This is a genomic window from Streptomyces sp. NPDC054872 (genome assembly GCF_053610705.1).
Window position 1 is genome coordinate 214716 of sequence record NZ_JBSGYY010000009.1, and the last position, 21246, is coordinate 235961.

The 21246-nt window shown below is 71.9% G+C and carries 17 protein-coding genes; 5 read left to right on the plus strand and 12 right to left on the minus strand.

Annotated features, from left to right (window positions below; all coding sequences use genetic code 11):
• Positions 1-20 precede the first annotated feature (20 nt).
• The gene (locus ACWGIH_RS13975) at positions 21-389 is read left to right on the plus strand and encodes a rhodanese-like domain-containing protein (protein WP_453443491.1); all 369 of its coding nucleotides are present in this window, start codon (positions 21-23) and stop codon (positions 387-389) included.
• Between the two features lie 91 nt (positions 390-480).
• On the opposite strand, the gene ACWGIH_RS13980 is transcribed toward ACWGIH_RS13975, so the two are convergent.
• The 6 genes from ACWGIH_RS13980 to ACWGIH_RS14005 all read right to left on the minus strand — a co-directional run bounded on the left by ACWGIH_RS13980 (position 481) and on the right by ACWGIH_RS14005 (position 7808).
• On the minus strand, positions 481-3024 hold the full coding sequence (locus tag ACWGIH_RS13980) for an FtsX-like permease family protein (RefSeq protein ID WP_453443444.1): 2544 nt from the start codon (positions 3022-3024) through the stop codon (positions 481-483).
• The gene (locus tag ACWGIH_RS13985) at positions 3021-3767 is read right to left on the minus strand and encodes an ArsR/SmtB family transcription factor (protein ID WP_453443446.1); all 747 of its coding nucleotides are present in this window, start codon (positions 3765-3767) and stop codon (positions 3021-3023) included. The genes ACWGIH_RS13980 and ACWGIH_RS13985 overlap by 4 nt, the downstream gene beginning before the upstream one ends.
• A gap of 240 nt (positions 3768-4007) precedes the next feature.
• Positions 4008-4754, minus strand: coding sequence for a recombination regulator RecX (gene recX / locus ACWGIH_RS13990; RefSeq protein ID WP_453443448.1), 747 nt, complete (start codon positions 4752-4754; stop codon positions 4008-4010).
• Positions 4755-4757: 3 nt separating this feature from the next.
• Positions 4758-5888, minus strand: a complete 1131-nt coding sequence (recA, locus tag ACWGIH_RS13995; RefSeq protein WP_453443449.1) for a recombinase RecA — start codon at positions 5886-5888, stop codon at positions 4758-4760.
• 292 nt (positions 5889-6180) lie between these two features.
• Positions 6181-7509: an AI-2E family transporter gene (locus ACWGIH_RS14000; protein ID WP_453443451.1), complete on the minus strand. Its 1329-nt coding sequence runs from the start codon at positions 7507-7509 to the stop codon at positions 6181-6183.
• 104 nt (positions 7510-7613) lie between these two features.
• A complete protein-coding gene (locus ACWGIH_RS14005) occupies positions 7614-7808 on the minus strand; it encodes a DUF3046 domain-containing protein (RefSeq protein WP_453443453.1) in 195 nt (64 codons plus the stop codon).
• 79 nt (positions 7809-7887) lie between these two features.
• On the opposite strand from ACWGIH_RS14005, the gene ACWGIH_RS14010 reads away from it, so the two are divergent.
• Entirely contained in the window at positions 7888-8841 is a 954-nt protein-coding gene (locus ACWGIH_RS14010) for a hypothetical protein (protein WP_453443455.1), read from the plus strand.
• Here ACWGIH_RS14010 and ACWGIH_RS14015 read toward each other — a convergent pair.
• From ACWGIH_RS14015 to ACWGIH_RS14030, 4 genes are read right to left on the minus strand one after another with little or no spacing between them, the layout of a single operon-like run.
• Positions 8812-10011: a PucR family transcriptional regulator gene (locus tag ACWGIH_RS14015; protein WP_453443456.1), complete on the minus strand. Its 1200-nt coding sequence runs from the start codon at positions 10009-10011 to the stop codon at positions 8812-8814. The two genes, ACWGIH_RS14010 and ACWGIH_RS14015, sit on opposite strands and share 30 nt — an antisense overlap.
• 53 nt (positions 10012-10064) lie before the next feature.
• Complete coding sequence (locus ACWGIH_RS14020) at positions 10065-10373, minus strand: AzlD domain-containing protein (RefSeq protein WP_453443457.1); 309 nt, start codon at positions 10371-10373, stop codon at positions 10065-10067.
• Positions 10370-11161, minus strand: coding sequence for an AzlC family ABC transporter permease (locus tag ACWGIH_RS14025; RefSeq protein ID WP_453443459.1), 792 nt, complete (start codon positions 11159-11161; stop codon positions 10370-10372). The genes ACWGIH_RS14020 and ACWGIH_RS14025 overlap by 4 nt, the downstream gene beginning before the upstream one ends.
• Positions 11162-11181: 20 nt before the next feature.
• Positions 11182-12111 carry an AraC family transcriptional regulator gene (locus ACWGIH_RS14030; RefSeq protein ID WP_453443460.1) on the minus strand — a complete coding sequence of 310 codons (930 nt, stop codon included), beginning with the start codon at positions 12109-12111 and terminating at the stop codon, positions 11182-11184.
• An 80-nt stretch (positions 12112-12191) separates the two neighbouring features.
• Here ACWGIH_RS14030 and ACWGIH_RS14035 point away from each other — a divergent pair, with 80 nt between their 5' ends.
• The 3 genes from ACWGIH_RS14035 (at position 12192) to ACWGIH_RS14045 (ending at position 19376) form a co-directional block, all read left to right on the plus strand.
• Entirely contained in the window at positions 12192-16886 is a 4695-nt protein-coding gene (locus ACWGIH_RS14035; protein ID WP_453443461.1) for an ATP-dependent helicase, read from the plus strand.
• A 697-nt stretch (positions 16887-17583) separates the two neighbouring features.
• The gene (locus ACWGIH_RS14040) at positions 17584-18384 is read left to right on the plus strand and encodes an Fpg/Nei family DNA glycosylase (RefSeq protein ID WP_453443463.1); all 801 of its coding nucleotides are present in this window, start codon (positions 17584-17586) and stop codon (positions 18382-18384) included.
• Positions 18385-18533: 149 nt separating this feature from the next.
• The gene (locus ACWGIH_RS14045) at positions 18534-19376 is read left to right on the plus strand and encodes an SDR family NAD(P)-dependent oxidoreductase (RefSeq protein WP_453443464.1); all 843 of its coding nucleotides are present in this window, start codon (positions 18534-18536) and stop codon (positions 19374-19376) included.
• Positions 19377-20069: 693 nt separating this feature from the next.
• Here the strand turns inward: ACWGIH_RS14045 and ACWGIH_RS14050 are convergent.
• Positions 20070-20540, minus strand: coding sequence for a Dps family protein (locus ACWGIH_RS14050; RefSeq protein WP_453443466.1), 471 nt, complete (start codon positions 20538-20540; stop codon positions 20070-20072).
• 239 nt (positions 20541-20779) lie between these two features.
• Entirely contained in the window at positions 20780-21154 is a 375-nt protein-coding gene (locus tag ACWGIH_RS14055) for a helix-turn-helix domain-containing protein (protein WP_160507571.1), read from the minus strand.
• Positions 21155-21246: the final 92 nt, after the last annotated feature.

Here is a 21246-nt window from a genome sequence, read left to right on the forward strand (position 1 = left end):
CCGGCGAATCTCCCGTCGGGATCGACACACTGCTGGAGCGCGTGCGTCTCGACCTCGACCGGGTCACTGCGGAGGAGGCGCGGGACACCGCGGCCGCGGGAGGACTCCTGGTCGACATCCGGTACGCCGCCCTGCGCGAGCGCGACGGCTTGATCCCCGGGGCCCTCGTCGTCGAGCGCAACGAACTGGAGTGGCGCCTGGACCCGCAGGGCAGCCACCGTGCCGCAGAGGCCACGGGCCACGACCTGCGGGTCGTCGTGATCTGCAACGAGGGCTACGCGTCGAGCCTCGCGGCCGTCTCCCTGCGGCAGTTGGGGCTGCGCCACGCGACCGACCTCATCGGCGGGTTCCAGGCGTGGAAGGCCGCCGGGCTTCCGGTCGCGGGCTGAGCACGCGCGTGGGCGCCCCTCACCAGGTCCGGTAAGGGGCGCCCACTATGGCGTCTCACCACTTACTCACTGCTTCTTGGCGGCCCCCCGCCTACTCCTTGGCCGTCGCCACCGTGACGGGGCGGGGCCGGAGAGCGGCGCGGCCCGGGAGTGCGGTCGCGGTGAGGGCGAGCAGAGCCGCGACGGCCACCACGGAGACGTACACCAAGGGGGCGATGGAGGGCGCGGCGCTGCCGGTCATGCCGATGCTGAAAGCGGTCAGGACGGCGAGCGCGATGCCGCTTCCCAGGGCCGTGCCGATGAGCAGGACGGACAGCGCCTCGGTGCGCAGCATGCGCAGGACCTGGCGGCGGCTCGCACCCACCAGTCGCAGCATCGCGAACTCGCGGATGCGCTCGGAGACCGACATGGCGAGGGTGTTGACGACGGCGATCGCGGTGAAGGCCAGGATGAGGCCCATCGCCAGGTAGTTCACCTCGGCGTTCTCCTGCTGCCGCTCGGCCTGAAGGTTGTCGACGGCGGCCGGGGCGAGAACTCGCACACCCGGGAACTTCGCGACGCCTGCCGCGAGTTGTTCCTGTGTACGGTCGCTCTTGATCAGGACCGTGGCGGCGAGCGGGTTGTCGACGTGGCGGGCGACCAGGTCGTGGGCCATGGTCAGATCGCCGAACCCGAGCCCGCGCGCGTACACGGCGCTGACCTTGAGCCTGGTCTTCGTGCCGTCGCCGAGCGTGAGCTTCAGGCTGCTGCCGGGCCGCAGGCCGAGCTGGTCGGCGGCCAGTTCGCTGACGGCGACGCTGCCCGCGCCGAAGCCGCGCAGGGATCCGGCGGTCACGTCCGGGTCCCAGGTACGGGTGAGACCGGCCGTGCTGACGCCCTGCGCCGGGTACTTGTCGAGCCCTACGCGCACGGTGGTGCGTACGACCTCGGTGGCGGCGTCGACGCCCTCGGTCGTACGCAGCTTCCGCGCGACCTCGGCGGGGACGCCCGGCCCTTGCGCCGCCAGGACCCAGTCGGCGCGGATGCCCTCGCGGGCCTGCGCACGGGCCGCGTCGCCGAGGGTGGGCTGGACGAACAGGACGGTGCAGGTCATGCCGGTGAGGAGGGCGAGCGGGGTGACGGCCGCCGCCATCCGGGCCGCGTTGCCGCGAAGGTTGGCGTGCGCGAGGCGGGCGCCGGGGCCGGTGAGCCGCAACGGCCCGCGGAGCACGGCAGCCCCGGCCCTGACCAGGAGCGGACCGAGCAGCGCGACGGCGGTGGAGAGGACCACCACGGTCAGGAACGTCACGGGAGTCGAGGCGGGCTCGGTGCGCAGCACGCTGAGCACGGCGACCAGCACGGCGCCCGCGGCGAGGACGAGGGCACCCGCGACTATGCGGCTCCACGGCGGCCGGGCGCGCTCGACACGTGCTTCGGCGAGGGCTTCGGCCGGGCGGATACGGGCGATGCGGCGGGCCGAGAGGCGGGCGGCGGCCCAGGCCCCGAGCAGCGTCGCCGCCACGGCGGCGAGGAGCGGGAAGACGCTGACGGTCCGCTCCAAGGTGGCGGGGACGGCTCCCATGTCCACGAACCTGCCGTGCAGCCAGCCGCCGAGCGGGATCCCGGCGAGCGATCCGATGACGCCCGCGGCCGCCCCGACGATCAGGGCCTCTCGGCCGAGGAGCCCCCGGATCTGCTTCGGGGTGGCGGCGATGGCGCGGAGCAGGGCGAGTTCGCGGTGGCGCTGCTGCACGGAGAGGGCAAAGGTGCCGACGACCACCAGGACAGCGACGAGGAGGGAGGTCCCGCCCATCGCACCGCCCATGCTGACCAGCTTGATGCGAGCGCCCGCCGCGTCGAGGAACTCCACGGGGCCGCGGTCGTCGCCGGTGCTCACCTGCGCTTGCGTACCGGCGAGGGCGTCTGCGACCGCCTCCTTGAGTTCCCTCGTCCCGGTGCCGTCGGCCGGCATGACGCCGAGGGTGGTGATCTTCCCGGGGTGCGCGGCGAGCCGCTCGGCCTCCTTGGAGGAGAAGAAGAGCGACGTCTGGTGAGCGAGGGCGCCTTCGGAGGGGGCGGCCACACCGGTGATGCGGTAGGCGCGCGGGGCTTGTGTCGACTGGACGGTGAGGCGGTCACCGGTCTTGAGCCGGGCGCGCCCGGCGAGGCCGCTGTCGACGACGAGGTCCCCGGCGGCGCGCGGGGCCTTTCCGTCGACGAGACGGAAGGGGGTCAGCGCTGCCGACTCCCAGGCGTGGCCGTACGCGGGCTTGTCGGTGAGGTCACCGGCTGTGGCAGTCAACGGCGTGGCGAGGAAGGTGAGTTCGGGGACGACTTTGCCGACTCCCCGTACTCCCTTGAGCCTGTCCGCGATGCCGTCCGACAGCCAGGCCCGCTCGGCGATCGGCTTGGCCTTGTGCTTGACCTTGGTCTTGCCCTTCTTGTGCTTGACCGTGGTCTGGTGGACGTTCTGGTCCGCGGAGACGACCACGGGGGCCGCGGCGTAGCGCTCGGTGTGGATGGTGCCGCGCAGGCCTGTCTCCAGGAGGGTGCCGCAGGCCGTGATGAGCGCGGCGGCGCACATCAGTGCCAGGAAGGCGCCGAGGAATCCACCCTTGCGGTCTCGGACCGTCTGCAGTGCGTAGCGCAGCATCATGATGTCGCCTCGGGCTCGGAGGGGGAGGAAGAAGGGCTGGAGGAAGAGGGAGCGGAGGAAGTGGGGACGGAGGAAGTGGGGACGGAGGAGCGGGCGGAACGGGCAGGCGCGGGCGCGGGCGGCGCGGGCGCGGGCGGCGCGTCGGTGGGTGCGGGCGCCGGAAAGGCCAGGAGCCGTGTGAGGACGGTGCGGGCGTCGGCCGGGGTCTCGGCGTCGGTGCGTTTGTACCGGTTGAGCAGGGCGATGTACTCCTCGAAGAACTCGCGCAGTTCGGGAAGCGTCAGCCGGATCGTGCCGCGCGAGTACGGAAACGCGTCGGCCCACTCACCGAGTCCGGCGCCTTCGGTGTCACAGGCCTCTCGCTGCACCTGCTCGAAGAGCTCCAGGTCGGCGGCGTAGGAGAGATGGTTCAGCTCGTCCATGACGAGCCGCGTCTCGGCGTTCTGCTTGCTGCGGGGCAAAAAGCGCCGGTCGCCCGGGATCGCGCGCCACCAGCGTTCGCGGCCGTGACCCGTACCGGCGGTCTCCTCGACGAAGCCGTAGCGGGCGAGCTCACGCAGGTGGTAGCTGGTGGCGCCGGTGTTGAGGCCGAGGGCCCTGGCGAGCGTCGCCGAAGTGGCCGGGCCGTGCACGGTGAGGTGCTGCAGCATCTGCTGGCGTCGGGGCTGCGCGAGTGCCTTGAGGACGCTGAGGTCGTTCAGCTCCTCCGGGGCGCCGCCGGTCGTGCCGGTTTCCTTTGCCATGCGTACACAGTCGTCTGTGCACAGGTTCCTTTGCAGTGCGGTGGACCGGCGTCTTCGGTGGGGGGTTAACCCCACCCTGCACGTACGCAAGGGCAGTTGACGTGGGCGTTACGGGGGCTCCAGAACGTGCGGCAGCCCCACGAAGAGCCCGCCACGGAACGCGAAAGGGCCGGGCCACGGTGTCGCACCGCGCTGCCCGGCCCTGACCTGGGCCCCACCCCCGTGAGGGCCCTGGTCGGCTCAGTCCCCGTCGTACCCCAAGTCCCCCGCGTCCTCGCCCTCTTCCTCGATGGCCTGCCGGACGATCCGGAGCGCCAGGCCTTGCGAGTAGCCCTTGCGGGCGAGCATGCCCGCAAGGCGGCGCAGTCGCTTGTCACGGTCGAGGCCCCGGGTGGCGCGGAGCTTGCGGGCGACCAACTCGCGTGCGGTCGCCTCCTCCTGCTCCGAGTCGAGCTGCCCGACGGCTTCCTCGATCAGCGTGGCGTCCACGCCCTTCGTACGCAGCTCCTGCGCGAGCGCCCGTCGGGCCAGACCCCGGCCGTGGTGCCGGGATTCCACCCACGCGCCCGCGAAGGCACCGTCGTTGATCAGGCCGACCTCTTCGAAGCGGGTCAGCACCTCATCGGCCACGTCATCCGGGATCTCCCGCTTGTGCAGCGCGTCCGCCAGCTGTTTGCGCGTGCGCGGCGTCCCGGTGAGCAGCCGCAGACAGATCGCCCGCGCCTTCTCGGCCGGATCCGTCGGCGGCGGCTCCCCCTTCTCGGCCCTCGACGAGGAAGGGGGGCCGCTGTCCTGTGCACCACCTCGGCCTTCGCCGAAGCCGCCACGCCGTCGGCGACCTCGCCGGCCGCCGCCCCCGCGGGCGCCGGTGTCGTCACCCTCCTGGTCGGCGCCATCCCGATCCACACCGTCCGCGAGGCCTCGGCCCGCGGGGTCGGTGTGGTACTCGGGAGTGATCTGGTCCGCCCAGTCCGTGCGCCGCGTCATGGATCAGCTCTTGGCCGCGGCGGCCTTGGGCTTGGTGGCCTTGGTCGCCGGCGCGGGCACCGTCTTGGCCGCGTCCTCGGCCGTCGCGCCCGCGGCGTCCTTGCCGGGCTCCTCGGCCTTCGGCTCGTCGTCCTTCGGCTTCACGCCGACGCCCAGCTTCTCCTTGATCTTCCGCTCGATCTCGTTGGCGAGGTCGGGGTTGTCCTTGAGGAAGTTGCGGGCGTTCTCCTTGCCCTGGCCGAGCTGGTCGCCCTCGTACGTGTACCAGGCGCCCGCCTTGCGGACGAAGCCGTTCTCCACGCCCATGTCGATCAGGCCGCCCTCGCGGCTGATGCCCTGGCCGTAGAGGATGTCGAACTCGGCCTGCTTGAAGGGCGGCGCGACCTTGTTCTTGACGACCTTGACGCGGGTACGGTTGCCGACCGCGTCCGTGCCGTCCTTCAGGGTCTCGATCCGGCGGATGTCGAGCCGCACCGAGGCGTAGAACTTCAGCGCGCGGCCACCGGTCGTGGTCTCCGGCGAGCCGAACATCACGCCGATCTTCTCGCGGAGCTGGTTGATGAAGATCGCGGTCGTCTTGGACTGGTTGAGCGCGCTGGTGATCTTCCGGAGCGCCTGGCTCATCAGACGGGCCTGCAGACCCACGTGGGAGTCGCCCATCTCGCCCTCGATCTCCGCGCGCGGCACCAGGGCCGCGACGGAGTCGATGACGATGAGGTCGAGCGCGCCGGAGCGGACCAGCATGTCGACGATCTCCAGAGCCTGCTCGCCGTTGTCCGGCTGGGACAGGATCAGGTTGTCGATGTCGACGCCCAGCTTCTTCGCGTACTCGGGGTCGAGTGCGTGCTCGGCGTCCACGAAGGCGACGGCGCCGCCCGCGCGCTGTGCGTTCGCCACGGCGTGCAGCGTCAGCGTCGTCTTACCGGAGGACTCCGGTCCGTACACCTCCACCACACGGCCGCGCGGGATGCCGCCGACGCCGAGCGCGACGTCGAGCGCGGTCGATCCCGTGGGGATGACCTCGATGGGGTCGTTCGGCCGCTCGCCCATGCGCATCACTGCGCCCTTGCCGAATTGCCGTTCAATCTGTGCGAGCGCGGCTTCGAGCGCCTTCTCGCGGTCGGTTCCTGCCATGGGTTCCACCCGATTTGCTTGTGTCGATCGCTTCACGTCAATGACGCTAGCGCCTGCCACTGACAATCCGCCCCGACGCCCGTCCGGCCTGTGGATAACTCGAGGCGATCGCCCCGCCGGAATCCGCCGGAGCCCCAGGGATCCCCCCGTGAAAACCCCGGGAAAACGCCGCCAGGCAACCTATAAGAATGGATGTTCGATTTTGGTGTCAAGCGCACCACGCGGGTCCCACCGAGAGTACGGAAGGGCTCCGTCCGCCGGGCGGACCCCGGCACCCGGGCGGTTCCCGGAGCTACCGACGCTCGCCCGGGCCCGGCTCCCGGCCAGGCCCCGAAGCGGGGTCGGGGCTGGCTCCCGAAGCCTCCTCGGCGGCGATCTCGGCCTCCGATCTCCCGCCCGGATGGTTCGGCCCACGCAGCGCGCGCCGCATGCGCGTGAGGAGGGACGCTCCGCCCTTGCGCCGGTGTCCGTGGACGCGCGGGTCGTCCGTGACGTCGTACCGCTTCACGTACGCGCCCAGGAAGGCCTGCAGGGTCGCGATCGCCGGGATGGAGATCAGGGCGCCGACCGCGCCCAGGAGTGCCGTGCCCGCGATGACCGACCCGAAGGCGACGGCCGGGTGGATGTCCACGCTCTTGGCGGTGAGCTTGGGCTGCAGGACGTAGTTCTCGAACTGCTGGTAGACCACGACGAAGATCAGCACCCACAGCGCGTACCAGGGGTCGACCGTGAAGGCGATCAACATCGGCAGCGCGCCCGCCAGATACGTGCCGATGGTCGGGATGAACTGCGAGACCAGGCCGACCCACACGGCGAGCACGGGCGCGTACGGCACGCCCAGGGCCTGCAGCAGGACGTAGTGCGCGACTCCGGAGATCAGCGCCATCAGACCGCGTGAGTAGAGATAGCCGCCGGTTTTGTCGACCGCGATCTCCCAGGCGCGGAGCACCTCGGCCTGGCGGGCGGGCGGCAGCACCGAACAGAGGGCACGCCGCAGCCGGGGGCCGTCGGCCGCGAAGTAGAACGAGAACAGCAGGACCGTCAGGAGCTGGAAGAGGCCCCCGAGGACCTGCGCCGACACGTCCAGGACGCCGCTGGCGCTGTTCTGCACGTACTTCTGCAGCCAGTCCGAGTGGACCAGGCTGTCCTGGATCTCGACCCGGGAGAGCTCCGTGTGGAACGTCTGGTTGATCCAGCTGATGACGTCGTCGAGGTACTCGGGGAAGTCCTCGACCATGTCCACGATCTGGCCCGCGAGCATCGACCCCATGAGCGTGATGAAGCCCGCGCTCGCGATCAGGACACCGAGGAAGACCAGGAAGGTGGCGAAGCCCCTGCGCAGCCCGCGCGCGGCCATCCAGCTCACCGCCGGCTCCACCGCGAGCGCGAGGAAGAACGCGATCAGGATGTTGATCAACAGCCCGGTCAGCTGATGGAAGGCCCAACTGCCCAGCTGGAAACAGGCGATGAGCGCGAGGGCGAGCACCATGGCGCGCGGCAGCCAGCGCGGCATGCCGGCGGCCCGCCCGGTCTCCGCCCCGTTCGGGGGCTGTGCGGGCGGCGTCGTGCCGAGTGGAGCTACGTCCTGAGTGACCTGCGCGGTCTCGTCTGTCGATGCCACGGGGTCAGTCTCGCCCACGCCGACGACATTCAGCCGCCGCCCCCGCATCTTCGCGCCCCCGGCTCTCTCGAGGGGACGCGGAAGAACGGGGAAGTATCCCGACGTCAGCGCTTTTCGGACGGTACGTCCATGGCCGAGCACACGGCGCGCCAGACGTCCTTGGCGTCCCAGCCCGCGTCCAGTGCCTGATGCACCGTGCGTCCGCCGAGCTCGGCCATGACGTGATCGCGGGCGAACGAGTCGGCGTACCCCTGTCCGAAGTGGTCCGCCATCCGCTCCCAGAAAATCGTCAACCGCATGCCCTCAGTATCGCTCCCTTGAGAGTGCAGCCGGACGCAGGGGGATCGCCGAAGGCGCTTTCCGGCCTACGGTCTGTGCATGGCCGAAACCGGAGCATCCCCGCACGCCGCGTCCTCGCCGGTCGCACGCGCCGAGCACTTCGTCTGGCTCACCGCGCGTGTCCTCGAGCAGCGGCGGTTCGCGTACCACTTCCTGAGCGGCACGGGCGGCGGTGCCGGTCCGTCGGCCGACGCGGTCGAGACCGCGCTCGCCGCGTACGCCACCGGTGACTGCGGGTACGGATACGCGCTCGAACCGGACTTGCGCGGCCCCGTCAGCCAGCCCCTGCACACCGGGCACGCGCTGCGCGTCCTGGACTCGATCGGACGCTGCGGCGGGCAGCGGGTGGAGCGCGTGTGCCGCTATCTGACGTCGGTGTCGACGTCGGACGGTGCCCTCCCGGCGATCCGTCCCAGCCAACGCGCTTATCCCTCGGCGCCGTTCGTGCCCGTGCCGGACGACCCGCCGAGCGAACTCCTCGCCACCGGCCCCGTGGTGGGCCTGTTGCACCGCAACGATGTCTGGCACGCCTGGCTGTTCAGGGCCACCGACTTCTGCTGGGCCGCCGTGGAGTCCCTGGAGAAGTCCCATCCGTACGAGATCCAGGCCGCCGTCGCCTTCCTCGACGGGGCACCCGACCGCCCGCGCGCGCAGGCCGCAGCCAACCGGCTCGGCAGGATCGCGCGGGAGCAGCAGCTCGTGGCGCTCGACCCCGAGCGTTTGGACGCGTACCCCGTGGCACCGGGCTACGCACCGGGTGAGCACCACTTCGCGCACGACTACGCCAGGAATCCCGAGTCGCTCGCGCGCGCGTGGTTCACCGAAGAGGAGATGGCACGCTCTCTGGACCACCTTGAGCGGGAGCAGCAGGAGGACGGCGGCTGGCCGATCCGATGGCGGCAGTGGGCACAGGCCGGCACCCTCGAAGCCCGCCCGATCGTCACCATCGAGGCGCTGCGCACCCTACGGGCGTATGGACGGGCCATCGTCTGACGGGGCCTCCTCGGCCTCCCTCAGCAGCAGCGCCGCGATGGCGAGCGCCGTGCCGCGCGGTGCCGACAGGTCGAGGCCGGTGCGCTCGCCGATCTTCGCGAGGCGGTTGTCGACGGTGTTGGGGTGCAGGCCGAGGGCGGCGGCGGTCGCCCTGCGCTCCTGCTGATGGCCCAGATGGGTGCGCAGCGTCTGCAGCAGCTCGGGCCGGTCGGCCACCGGGTCGAGCAGTGCGGAGATGAGGTGGCTGCTCTCGTTGCGTCGGGAGAGGTGGTACTCGAGGAGTACGTCCTCCATGCGGTGCAGTCCCGGAGCCAGGCCGCACGCGCGCGTGACGCGCAGTATCTCGGTCGCGGTACGCGCCGCGTCGGTCACCGCCTCGGGCCCGGCGGCGTCCACGGCGGCCACGCGTACGGGGAGACCGCAGGCCTTGCTGAGCCGGCGCGGCAGGTCCTCGGGAGGCCGGCACTCCTGGGGCACGACGACCCGTCCGCCATCGGCCTCAAGGAAGGCGAGCACCTCCACCTCGAAGGCGTGGTCCAGGGTGGTCTGCACACGTCGCAGGCGCCGACGTACCGCAACGGGCCCCTCGGTCGGCGTCCCGTCGAAACCGACCGCCAGGACGAGCAGGGGCCCCGCAAGGTTCAGTTGGCCGAGCAGCGCGTGGCCGGGAGGCACCATTCCGTCGAGCAGACCCCGGATCAGGGAGCTGCGCTGGGCGCGCTGCTCGGCCTCCAGCGCGGAACGCTCGTCCAGGTAGGTCTCCGCCACGGTCCCGACGATGGACGGGTGCGACTGCAGGAGTACGTCCACGAGCTCGACCAGGGCCGCCTCCTCTCCGGGACGGGCCTCGTCGCGCAGCGCCTGCCACAGGACGTACACCCCCAGGGCGTGCGTACGCAGCAAGAGGTGCAGCGGCATGCCCTCTTCCGCACGCTGGGCGGCCCGCTCGCGGAAGAGGCGGTGGCTGCCGGGCCGGTCGGTGACGCGCCGCAGGAAGAGACGCACTCCGTGGCGTGCGGTCGCGGCTATCTCCAGGTCCTTCACGTCGTCGGGCAGCTCCGCGTAACCGGGGAGCTCCTCGAACGACTCGCGGGCCATCCTGCGGGCCAGTTCATTGACCCGGGGCTCGCAGCGCGCCGCGAGTGATCTCGCCTCGGAGGACAGCGCCACGGGGTCTCCTCTCCGGGGGCGGTGCCGCGGTGGTGACGCGTCACATTACGCGGTCAGCCCATGAGCGCCCGCGCCCCCGCGGTGACGACCACGGCAGCCCCGATGACGACCAGGAAAGGCGCCCGCATCAGCAGCGCCACGGCCGCCGCCGCGAGCCCCAGTGCCCTGGCGTCGAGCTCCAGGACCCGCCCGTCGGCGAAGGCCTGCTGGGCCGTGAGCGCGGCCAGGAGCGCCACGGGCAGCAGGGCGGCCATGCGCTTGACGAGCGGGCGTTCCAGGGCGCCCGCGGGCACAAGCAGGCCCACGAGCTTCACGAGGTAACAGCCGACGAAGGTCACGCCGATCGCGATCCAGATGTTCAACGGTCTTCCTTCCGGGTGTCGTCGTGGCGTACCTGGCGGTCGTCGGGGCGAGCGTCGTTCTTGGAGACGGACTTGGAGGCAGGCTTGGAGGCGGCCGCGGACGTGGCTTTCCGGCCCTCTACGTGGAGCACCGCCGGCACGGCGAGCGCGGCCACCAGGACCGGCACCCCCGCGGGCAGCACGGGCAGCAGACCGAGCCCCAGGACGACCGCGACCGCCGCGACCGCCCGCTCCGTGGTCGTACGCAGCATCGGCGCGAGCAGCGCCAGGAAGACCGCCGGTCCCGCGGCGTCGAGCCCCCACACGTCGGTGTCACCGATGGCCTCGGCACCGAGCGCTCCGAGGAGCGTGGTGAGGTTCCACAGCACGTAGAGGCTGAGTCCGGTGACGGTGAAGCCGATGCGGGCGGCGCGCCTGGTCGGCTGCGCGAGGGACACGGCGGCGGTCTCGTCGATGACCCAGTGGGCGGCGAACGGACGCACCGCGCGCGGGAGGGCGAGCAACTGCGAGAGCCGCAGCCCGTAGAACGCGTTGCGTACGCCGAGGAAGAAGGCGCCCGCCGCGGCCGTGAAGGGGTTCCCGCCGCCCGCGAGCGCCCCGACCAACGCGAACTGCGAGGCGCCGGTGAAGACCAGCAGGCTGAGCACGCAGGTCTGCAGCACGGTGAGGCCGCTGCCCGCCGATGTCACCCCAAAGGCGAAGCCGGAGAGTCCGACGGCGACCCCGACGCCGAGGGCGTCACGGACCACCGCCGAATCGGGTTTCTCCGGTGGTCGGTCGGCTGTCATGTCAGCTGAAAGGCCTGCGCCTATGTCTGCGGGTGTCGTCTGTTCTGCCACACGCCGGACGGTACGAGCAGGGCGGATCCCCCGTCTTGTACGTTCTTGCGCTCGCCTTCGTTCTTGCGCTCGCCTACGTTCCTGCGCTCGCGCTGGTACGCCCCGGGCGGCACCCCGACCGTGCGTGTGAAGTGCCGATGCAGGTGCGACTGGTCGGTGAACCCCACGGCGACGGCCGCTTCGGCCGGTGACGTGCCCGCGTCCAGGAGACGCCGTGCGGCGCGCACACGCGCGTCGGTGAGCCACGCGTGAGGAGGCATCCCGTACACGTCGCGGAAGGCCCGCAGCAGGGCGAATGGACCGACCCCCAGATCGGCGGCGAGCCGCTCCAGGCTCGGCGGATCGGCCAACCGCTCCTCCAGGACGGCACGCGCGCGTGCCGCGACCCTGGCTCCCGCCGTGCGCGCGGGACGCTGGGGGACGGGCCCGCCGTTGTGCCGCAGCAGCCGGGTGACGGCCACCCTCAGCAGCGTGTCGGCGGCGAGCGCGTTGCCCTCCTCGGCGGCTCGCAGCACACGGTGGACGAGCGTCACGGCGTACGGGTCCTCGAGCACCGGACGGACGAAGCCGGGGGTCCCTCGAATGGCGGAGGTCTCCGCGGCGATGGCGGCGACCAGGTCCGGCGACGGGTAGACCGCCGCGTACCGCCACCCCTCGGGCGCACCGGCCCGGCCCGTGTGCGGCGTGTCGGGGTTGATCAGGGCCAGGGTCCCCGGGCCCGCGTGCTGGTCGGCGCCGCCGTGGTGGAAGACGTCGACGCCCTCGGCGATCGCGGCGATCACGTAGTGCTCGTGGGTGTGTCGCACGAACGTCTTGTCGATGTAGTGGGCACGCAGCAGGTCGACCCCGGGCAGCTCCGCGTAGCGCCAGTGCCGCGCCTGCTCCGCCGAACCCGCCATACCCCCCATTCTGCGACAGCCACGCAAACCCTTTTCCGCAGGTCGGCGCCGTTGTCAGTGGCGGGGTGCACGATGGGGTCATGGTCAGGTCCGCATCCAGTGCCCCCGGCGCCCTTGATGGGTTCTCCCCCGCGACCCGCAGCTGGTTCACGGGGGCCTTCTCCGCGCCCACGTCCGCGCAGGCCGGGGCGTGGAAAGCCATCGGCGAGGGCTCGGACGTGCTGGTCGTCGCGCCCACCGGCTCGGGCAAGACCCTGGCCGCGTTCCTCGCCGCCCTGGACCAACTGGCCTCGACGCCGCCGCCCGCCGACCCCAAGAAGCGCTGCCGCGTCTTGTACGTGTCACCGCTGAAGGCCCTCGCGGTCGACGTGGAGCGCAACCTGCGTAGTCCCTTGACCGGCATCCGCCAGGAGTCCGTGCGCCTCGGGCTCCCCGAGCCCGAGGTCCGGGTCGGCATCCGTTCGGGCGACACCCCGCCCGCCGAGCGCCGCTCCCTGGCCACGCGCCCGCCGGACATCCTGATCACCACCCCCGAGTCGCTCTTCCTGATGCTCACCTCCGCCGCTCGGGACGCGCTTGCGGGCATCGAGACGGTGATTCTGGACGAGGTGCACGCTGTCGCGGGCACCAAGCGCGGCGCCCATCTCGCCCTCTCCCTGGAGCGTCTTGACGAGCTGCTGCCCCGGCCCGCCCGGCGCATCGGCCTGTCGGCGACCGTCCGTCCGGTGGACGAGGTGGCGCGCTATCTGTCGCCGCAGCGCAGGGTGGAGATCGTCCAGCCGCCGTCCGGCAAGGAGTTCGACCTGTCCGTGGTGGTGCCGGTCGAGGACCTCGCGGAGCTGGGCGGTTCTCCGGTCGCCGACTCCGACCAGGGCGCGGAGCGGCCCTCCATCTGGCCGCACGTCGAGGAGCGCATCACCGACCTCGTCCAGGCGCACCGCTCCACCATCGTCTTCGCCAACTCCCGCCGCCTCGCGGAGCGCCTGTGCAACAGGCTGAACGAGATCGCGTACGAACGCGCGACGGGAGAGCCCCTGCCCGAAGACCACTCCCCCGCCGAGCTGATGGCCGAGTCGGGGGCGGCCAAGGGCGCCCCTCCGCTCCTCGCCCGGGCCCACCACGGCTCGGTCTCCAAGGAGCAGCGCGCGCTCGTCGAGGAGGACCTGAAGGCCGGCCGTCTGCCGGCCGTCGTCGCCACGTCCAGCCTGGAGCTCGGCATCGACATGGGAGCGGTCGACCTGGTGATCCAGGTCGAGTCGCCGCCCTCCGTGGCCTCCGGCCTGCAGCGCGTCGGCCGGGCGGGGCACCAGGTGGGGGCGGTCTCCACCGGCGTCGTCTTCCCCAAGTACCGAGGGGACCTGGTCCAGGCCGCCGTGGTCACCGAGCGGATGCGGACGGGCTCCATCGAGTCGCTGCGCATCCCGGCCAACCCCCTGGACGTTCTCGCCCAGCAGCTCGTCGCGACGGTCTCCCTCGACACCTGGCAGGTCGACGACCTGCTTGCGCTGGTCCGTCGGGCCGCCTCCTTCGCCTCGCTCCCTGAGTCGGCCTTCACGGCCGTCCTGGACATGCTCGCGGGCCGCTATCCGTCGGACGCCTTCGCGGAGCTGCGACCCCGCGTCGTCTGGGACCGCGTCGCCGGGACCGTCACCGGCCGCCCCGGGGCGCAGCGTCTCGCGGTCACCTCCGGGGGCACGATTCCCGACCGCGGCCTCTTCGGGGTCTTCCTGGCCGGCGCCGACCCCAAGAAGGGCGGGGGCCGCGTCGGAGAGCTCGACGAGGAGATGGTCTACGAGTCCCGGGTGGGCGACGTCTTCACGCTCGGCACGAGCTCCTGGCGCATCGAGGACATCACCCGCGACCGCGTACTCGTCTCCCCCGCTCCCGGCGTCCCGGGCCGTCTCCCCTTCTGGAAGGGCGACCAGCTGGGCCGCCCGCTCGAACTGGGCCGTGCGCTGGGTGCCTTCCTCCGGGAGGTCGGCTCCCTGCCGCGCGACGACGCGCGCGTGCGTCTGCTGGCCGCGGGCCTCGACGACTGGGCCGCCGACAACGTCCTGACGTACCTCGCCGAGCAGCGTGAGGCCTGCGGCCACATCCCGGACGACCGCACGATCGTGGTGGAGCGGTTCCGCGACGAGCTGGGCGACTGGCGGGTGGTGGTGCATTCGCCGTTCGGCGCGCAGGTGCACGCGCCCTGGGCCCTCGCCCTCGCCTCCCGGCTGACCGAGCGGTACGGGATGGACGCCCAGGTCATGCACGCCGACGACGGCATCGTGCTGCGGCTGCCGGACGCCGACCTGATGAGCCTGGACCTGCTCGACCAGGAACCCACCGACCAACCCCTTGGCTACGACAGCGATCAGCCGCCCGTAGGAGCCGGGGACGTCGCCTTCGACAAGGGCGAGGTCAATCAGATCGTCACCGACCAGGTGGGCGGCTCGGCTCTCTTCGCCTCGCGCTTCCGCGAGTGCGCCGCCCGCGCGCTGCTGCTGCCGCGCCGCAGCCCCGGAAAGCGCACGCCTCTGTGGCAGCAGCGCCAGCGCGCGGCACAACTGCTGCAGGTGGCCAGCGAGTTCGGCTCGTTCCCCATCGTCCTGGAAGCGGTCAGAGAGTGCCTCCAGGACGTCTTCGACGTCCCCGGTCTCACGGAGCTGATGGGCGACATCGAGTCCCGCAAGGTCCGGCTCGTCGAGGTCACCACCCCCGAGCCCTCCCCCTTCGCCCGCTCGCTCCTGTTCGGCTATGTGGCGCAGTTCTTGTACGAGGGCGACTCGCCGCTCGCCGAGCGGCGCGCGGCGGCACTCTCCCTCGACTCCCGGCTCCTCTCGGAGCTCCTGGGCCAAGCCGAGCTGCGCGAGCTGCTTGACGCGGATGTTCTCGCGGAGCTGGAGCAGGAGCTCCAGTGGCGTACGGAGGACCGACGCGTCAAGGATGCCGAGGGCGTCGCCGACCTGCTGCGCCTCCTCGGGCCGCTCACCGCCGCCGAGCTTGCCGAGCGCGGCGCCGAGCCGGAGTGGGCGCAGGAGCTGGCCTCCGCCCGCCGCGCGATCAGCGTCCGCATCGCCGGAGCCGACCACTGGGCGGCGATCGAGGACGCGGGCCGGCTGCGCGACGCGTTGGGCACCGCGCTGCCGGTCGGCGTCCCGGAGGCGTTCACCGAACCCGTCAAGGACCCCCTCGGCGACCTCGTCGCGCGGTACGCGCGCACGCACGGCCCGTTCACCTCGGCGACTGCGGCTGCCCGCTTCGGCCTCGGCGTCGCCGTGACCGAGGGTGCGCTGCAGCGCCTCGCCGCCAACCAACGTGTCGTACAAGGAGAGTTCCACCCGGCGGGCATCGGTCAGGAGTGGTGCGACGCGGCCGTCCTGCGCCGCCTGCGCCGCCGCTCCCTCGCGGCCCTCCGGCACGAGCTCGAGCCGGTGCCGCCCGCCGCGCTCGCCCAGTTCCTGCCCCAGTGGCAGCACTTGAGCGGTCACGGACTGCGGGGCGTGGACGGCCTTGTGCGCGCCATCGAGCAGTTGCAGGGCGCGACCGTGCCCGCGTCCGCACTGGAGAAGCTCGTCCTGCCCTCGCGCGTCTCCGGGTACGCACCGGCGATGCTCGACGAACTCACCGCCGCGGGAGAGGTGGTGTGGGCCGGGGCCGGATCCCTTCCCGGCAAGGACGGCTGGGTCTCTCTGTATCTGGCCGACGCCGCGCCCCTGCTTCTACCGCCGGCCCATCCACTGGAGCTCACCGCGCTGCACCAGTCGGTCCTCGACACGCTCTCCGGGGGGTACGGCCTCTTCTTCCGGCAGATCGTCGACCAGATCCGGGCCACGACCCACCCCGAGGCCTCCGAGCTCCAACTGGCGGACGTGATCTGGGACCTGGCCTGGTCCGGACGCCTCACGAACGACACGCTGACCCCGATGCGCTCGCTCCTCGGCTCGGGCCGCACCGCGGGCTCCACCGCACACCGCGCCAAGCGCACCATGCCGCGCGGACGCTACGGCTCGTTGACGGGCGCCGCCCGCCCCACGTCGTCGCGTACGGGTCCGCCGACCGTGGCGGGCCGCTGGTCGCTGCTTCCCGCCCACGAACCCGACCCCACCCTGCGGGCCCACGCCCTGGCCCGCACCCTCCTGGACCGGCACGGCGTGGTGACCCGTGGTGCGGTCGCGGCCGAGGGAGTGGAGGGCGGCTTCTCCGCGACGTATCGCGTCCTGTCCGCCTTCGAGGACAGCGGTCAGGCACGGCGCGGCTATGTGGTCGAGGGGCTCGGCGCCGCCCAGTTCGCCATGGACGGCGCGGTGGACCGGCTGCGTGCGGCGGCGAACGCCCGTGACCGCACGGACAGTTCGCCCGACGCCATGAACTACTCCGCGCGCCCTTCGGACACCCAGGCCCTCGTCCTGGCGGCCGCCGACCCGGCCAATGCCTATGGGGCCGCGCTCCCCTGGCCCGACCCACCCACCGACGCGGGGCACAAGCCGGGACGCAAGGCGGGCTCCCTGGTGGTGCTCGTCGACGGCGAACTGACTCTCTACATGGAGCGCGGCGGCAAGACCCTGCTTGCTTGGCCCGCGACCCCGCAGGACGACGCCCCGGCCACCGAGGACGCCCGACTGCACGCGGCAGCCGAAGCTCTCGCCACGGCGGCCCGCGCGGGCTCACTCGGCACCGTCACGGTCGAGCGCATCAACGGCGGCTCCTCCCTGACCTCCCCCTTCGCCCCCCTCCTGGAAGGAGCAGGCTTCCACGCCACCCCACGGGGCCTACGCCTGCGCGCGTAAAGGCACCGCGGCAACACAGTCATCCGCCGCCGGGGACGCAACGCCGCCGAGGCGCCGGCCACTCGCTGGGGATACGTTCGCCAGCGAGTGGGGCGAACGCATCCCCGCTACGGCCAACGGCCACTCGCTGCGGACGCATCCCCACCGAGCCGATGACCACCCACTGGGGAAGCAACGCCGCCGTGGCACCAGCCACCCGCTGGGGGAGCAACCCCACCGGGGCCAACAACCACCCGCGACGAACACAACCCCACCCCGGCCAACGGCCACCCACTGGGGGGAAGCAGCGCCACCGTGGCACCAGCCACCCGCAGCGGAAGCGACCCCAATACGCCCACCAGCCACCCCACAACGAACGCAAGCCCACCGGGAAAAGGCAGCAGCCACCCCCGTCGCGCGTACCGCCACCACAGCGACACAACAACCCGCCCACGCCCCCCGCTCATCCACGCCACAGCACCCCCACACGGCCACGCCGCCCCACCACCTCCCGCCCCTCAAGGGCACAGCACGTCACTCCAGGCCCCCCACGCCCCCACGCCCCACCACCCCGCACCCCACGCCCCACAACCCACGCCCCAGGCCCTTCCACCTCATCCTTCGCGCTGCCCCACCCAGCCGGACCCTCGCACCGCCCCACCCCCGCCTGGCCCCCAGCGCTCCCCCACCCCGCCCCCGACATGCAACCCTGGATCTCATGCCCGAAGGTGACACCGTTTACCAGGCAGCCCGGCGCCTGCACACCGCCCTCGCCGGGCACACCGTCACGCGCTCCGACCTCCGCGTCCCGAAGCTCGCGACCGTCGACCTCACCGGGCGCACAGTCCTGGACGTCACCCCACGCGGCAAGCACCTCATCACCCGCTTCGAGGGCGGACTCACCCTGCACTCCCACCTCCGCATGGACGGCTCCTGGAAGGTGTACGCCCCCGGTGAGCGCTGGAGAGGCGGCCCCGGCCACCAGATCAGGGCGATCCTGGGCAACGCCGAGCGCACAGCCGTCGGGTATCGCCTCCCCGTGCTCGAACTCCTCCGCACCTCCGACGAGGACAAGGCCGTGGGCCACCTCGGTCCCGATCTTCTGGGCCCCGACTGGGACCCCGAGCAGGCCCTCGCCAACCTCCTCGCGGCGCCCGAGCGCGCCCTCGGCGAGGCCCTGCTCGACCAGCGCAATCTCGCGGGCATCGGCAACGTCTACAAGAGCGAGATGGGCTTCCTCCTGGGCGTCACACCCTGGCTTCCCGTAGGGGAGCTTTCCGCCGAGACGGCTTCCCGCATCCCCGCCCTCGCCAAGAAGCTCCTGGAAGCCAACCGCAACCGCCCGTCGCGCACCACCACGGGCCACGACCGCGCGGGCCAGCGCCTTTACGTATACGGCCGAGCGCCCCGCCCCTGCCTGCGCTGCGGCACCCCCATCCGCCTGGGAGAGCAGGGCGACGGCTCCCGCAGCCGTCCCACGTACTGGTGCCCGTCCTGCCAACAGGGCCCGACACCCTGAACCCCGCCCCCCCGCTATCCCCACCACCCCCATCCCCATCAGCCGAACATCACCAACCCCGAGCAACTGCCACCAAGCCGACTCCACCCACGAGTTGAGACTCCACCCACCAGTTGACGCCCCGTCAGATCTAGCCGTACCGTCCCGTCATGCCCCTCACGGCGTACGACCTCAGCGGACGCACCGCATTCGTCACCGGCGCGGCAAGCGGCATCGGCCGGGCGTCGGCCGTACTCCTCGCGGAAGCGGGCGCCACCGTCCACTGCGCCGACCGCGACACCCAGGGACTCCACGAGACGGCCACGCTCATCAAGGCCGCCGGCGGCACCGCGCACACCCACTCCGTGGACGTGGCGGACAGAGCCCAGGTCGATCAGGCCGTCGCGGCAGCCACGGCGTCCACCGGCCGCCTGGACGTGATGGCCGCCATCGCCGGGATCATGCACAACAGCCCGGTCCTGGAGACCCGGGACGAGGACCTCGACCGGGTCCTGAACATCAACTTCAAGGGCGTTCTGTACGCCTGCCAGGCCGCGGCCCGCACGATGATCGCCGCAAACACGGCCGACCCCACACACGCGAACAATCCCGACCGCGCCCGCCACCCCCAACACCCCCGCCCCCGCCACTCCGGCAGCATCATCACCATGGCCTCGGGCGCCGTGGACACCGGCGGCCCGGGCCTCCTCTGCTACGGAGCGGCGAAGGCAGCCGTCGTCCAGCTCACGAAGACCCTCGCCACCGAGGTGGGCAAGCATGGCATCCGCGTCAACGCGGTGGCTCCCGGCTGGATCCGCACCCCCATGACCGACCGCCACGACGCCGCCGCCCAGGCCCACACCGAGGGGCTCATGATCCGCATGTCCCCCTTGGGCCGCGTGGGCGAGCCGGAGGACATCGCACACGCCGTCCTGCACCTGGCGTCCGACGCGTCCGCTTTCACGACGGGCCAGATCCTCCGCCCGAACGGTGGCGTCGCCATGCCTTGGTGACAGCGTCACCGGCGGACCGGGCAACGCCCCCAGCCGTACGTTTCCCGAACCACCCCGGCACACCACCACCCGCTCCCCGGCCGCGCTCCCTGGACGGGGATGCCTGCGAGGCGTCCTGAGCTGCCGCCCGGGCAGCCCGAGCGGCCCGAGCAGCAGCCCGGGACGCCCCCACGGCCCGGGACTGCGGCACACAATGCACCGGCAGCAGACTCAGCCCCCACCCACCGGCCGCGACGGCCCCCTCCAGGACTCCCGCCTCAGGGACGAGGGCCAGCCGCAGCACACCCCACCACCAGAGCGCCCCGAGCACCAGAGCCGGCGCCCACCGCACGACTCTCCATGCCACGGTCACCACCTCCGCACGAGGCCCGACACCCGAATCCTGGACCCGGCACCCGACAACAACGTCCGGACACCCGAGGAATCCTGGACCTGACGCCCGACGCTAGACGCCCGCCCCGTCAGCCGGGAGGGCGCACCGAAGGGCACACGAGGCACGAGCAAGCCGCCGCCCAGATCGACCTGATCTCGAGAGATCAGGGACCCGCCGCGCACGACCTCAGCGCCAAGCCGCCCTCGACCTCAGCAACCAGCCGCCCAGCGCCCCGCGGACCAGCCCAGCGGCCCGGCGCATCCGCCTCATTCAGTCGCTCAGTCGCTCATCGCGATCAGTCGTTCAGTCGCTCTTCGCGATCAGCCGTTCTCCGCCTGGAACATCCAGTGATGCTTCTCCAGGTCGGCCGTGATCCCGATGAAGATGTCCTGGCTCACCGGATCCGCCTCGCCGGTCGCCTCGACCCGCTCCCGCATCCGCGTGATCACCGCGCCGAGCGCGTCCACGAGCGTGCCCACCGCGTCCGCGTCCTTGACCCAGCCGGCGGCGACGTCGCCGATGCCGCTGCTCCGCGACACGGTCGACGCGCGGCCGTCGGGCGAGACACCGAGCGTGGACGCCCGCTCCGCCACGGTGTCGGAGTGCGTCCGGGCCGTGTCCACGACCTCGTCGAGCTGCAGATGGACGGAGCGGAAGCGCGTGCCCACCACGTTCCAGTGGATCTGCTTGGCCACCAGGGAGAGATCGACCAGGTCCACGAGCGCCCCTTGCAGGGCCTCCGAGACCGTCTTCAGATCCGCCTCGGACAGAGGGCTCTTCACGACGTACATCCAACCTCCAAAGATCATGGGAACGCGTAAGCGAAAACCCCCACCAACCATGGCACAAGTAGGCCAATAGGGACATCGCACAGAGTGCGCGCAGCGTCACCGAACATCCCCGCCCACACAGCCCGTCACCGCCCCCACGGCCCACCCAGACCCCGGAACGCACGAAAGCCCCGGCCATTGCCCGGCCGGGGCTTCGTACAAATATGAGCGCTCAAACAGCGTGCGCAGTCAACGCGGCATCACGCGGCGACGACGTCCACCGCCTCCGCAGGCGCCTTGATCGTCACCCGTTCCGGCGGCACACCGCTCACCGAGACGGAATTGAGCATCGGGCGAACCGGTGCGCGCACCGGTTCCGTAGCCGCTGCCGACGCAGCCAGTTCGGCGAGGGAGAGCTCATCGCTCACCTCGCGCATGAGCTCGGACATCCGTACGTCAAGCGCGTCGCAGATCGCGGAAAGCAGCTCGGAGGATGCCTCCTTCTGCCCCCGCTCCACCTCGGAAAGATAGCCGAGCGAGACTCGGGCGGACGAGGAGACTTCGCGCAGAGTACGGCCCTGGCGCTGGCGCTGCCGACGCAGCACGTCACCCAGCAGGCGACGGAGCAGAATCATCGGTGGCTCCCTCCTCGGACCGCGTAGCCGCATCCTTCACGCCCCACCGTACCGCCTCGCGCGGCGGCCGTGCGGGGAGCGATGTCGTGTTC

Coding starts and splice junctions, on each gene's coding strand:
- ACWGIH_RS13980 (WP_453443444.1), bottom strand. CDS start 3,024: ATGATGCTGCGCTACGCACTGCAGACGGTCCGAGACCGCAAGGGTGGA.
- ACWGIH_RS13985 (WP_453443446.1), bottom strand. CDS start 3,767: ATGGCAAAGGAAACCGGCACGACCGGCGGCGCCCCGGAGGAGCTGAAC.
- recX (WP_453443448.1), bottom strand. CDS start 4,754: ATGACGCGGCGCACGGACTGGGCGGACCAGATCACTCCCGAGTACCAC.
- recA (WP_453443449.1), bottom strand. CDS start 5,888: ATGGCAGGAACCGACCGCGAGAAGGCGCTCGAAGCCGCGCTCGCACAG.
- ACWGIH_RS14005 (WP_453443453.1), bottom strand. CDS start 7,808: ATGCGGTTGACGATTTTCTGGGAGCGGATGGCGGACCACTTCGGACAG.
- ACWGIH_RS14010 (WP_453443455.1), top strand. CDS start 7,888: ATGGCCGAAACCGGAGCATCCCCGCACGCCGCGTCCTCGCCGGTCGCA.
- ACWGIH_RS14025 (WP_453443459.1), bottom strand. CDS start 11,161: ATGACAGCCGACCGACCACCGGAGAAACCCGATTCGGCGGTGGTCCGT.
- ACWGIH_RS14030 (WP_453443460.1), bottom strand. CDS start 12,111: ATGGCGGGTTCGGCGGAGCAGGCGCGGCACTGGCGCTACGCGGAGCTG.
- ACWGIH_RS14035 (WP_453443461.1), top strand. CDS start 12,192: ATGGTCAGGTCCGCATCCAGTGCCCCCGGCGCCCTTGATGGGTTCTCC.
- ACWGIH_RS14040 (WP_453443463.1), top strand. CDS start 17,584: ATGCCCGAAGGTGACACCGTTTACCAGGCAGCCCGGCGCCTGCACACC.
- ACWGIH_RS14045 (WP_453443464.1), top strand. CDS start 18,534: ATGCCCCTCACGGCGTACGACCTCAGCGGACGCACCGCATTCGTCACC.
- ACWGIH_RS14050 (WP_453443466.1), bottom strand. CDS start 20,540: ATGTACGTCGTGAAGAGCCCTCTGTCCGAGGCGGATCTGAAGACGGTC.
- ACWGIH_RS14055 (WP_160507571.1), bottom strand. CDS start 21,154: ATGATTCTGCTCCGTCGCCTGCTGGGTGACGTGCTGCGTCGGCAGCGC.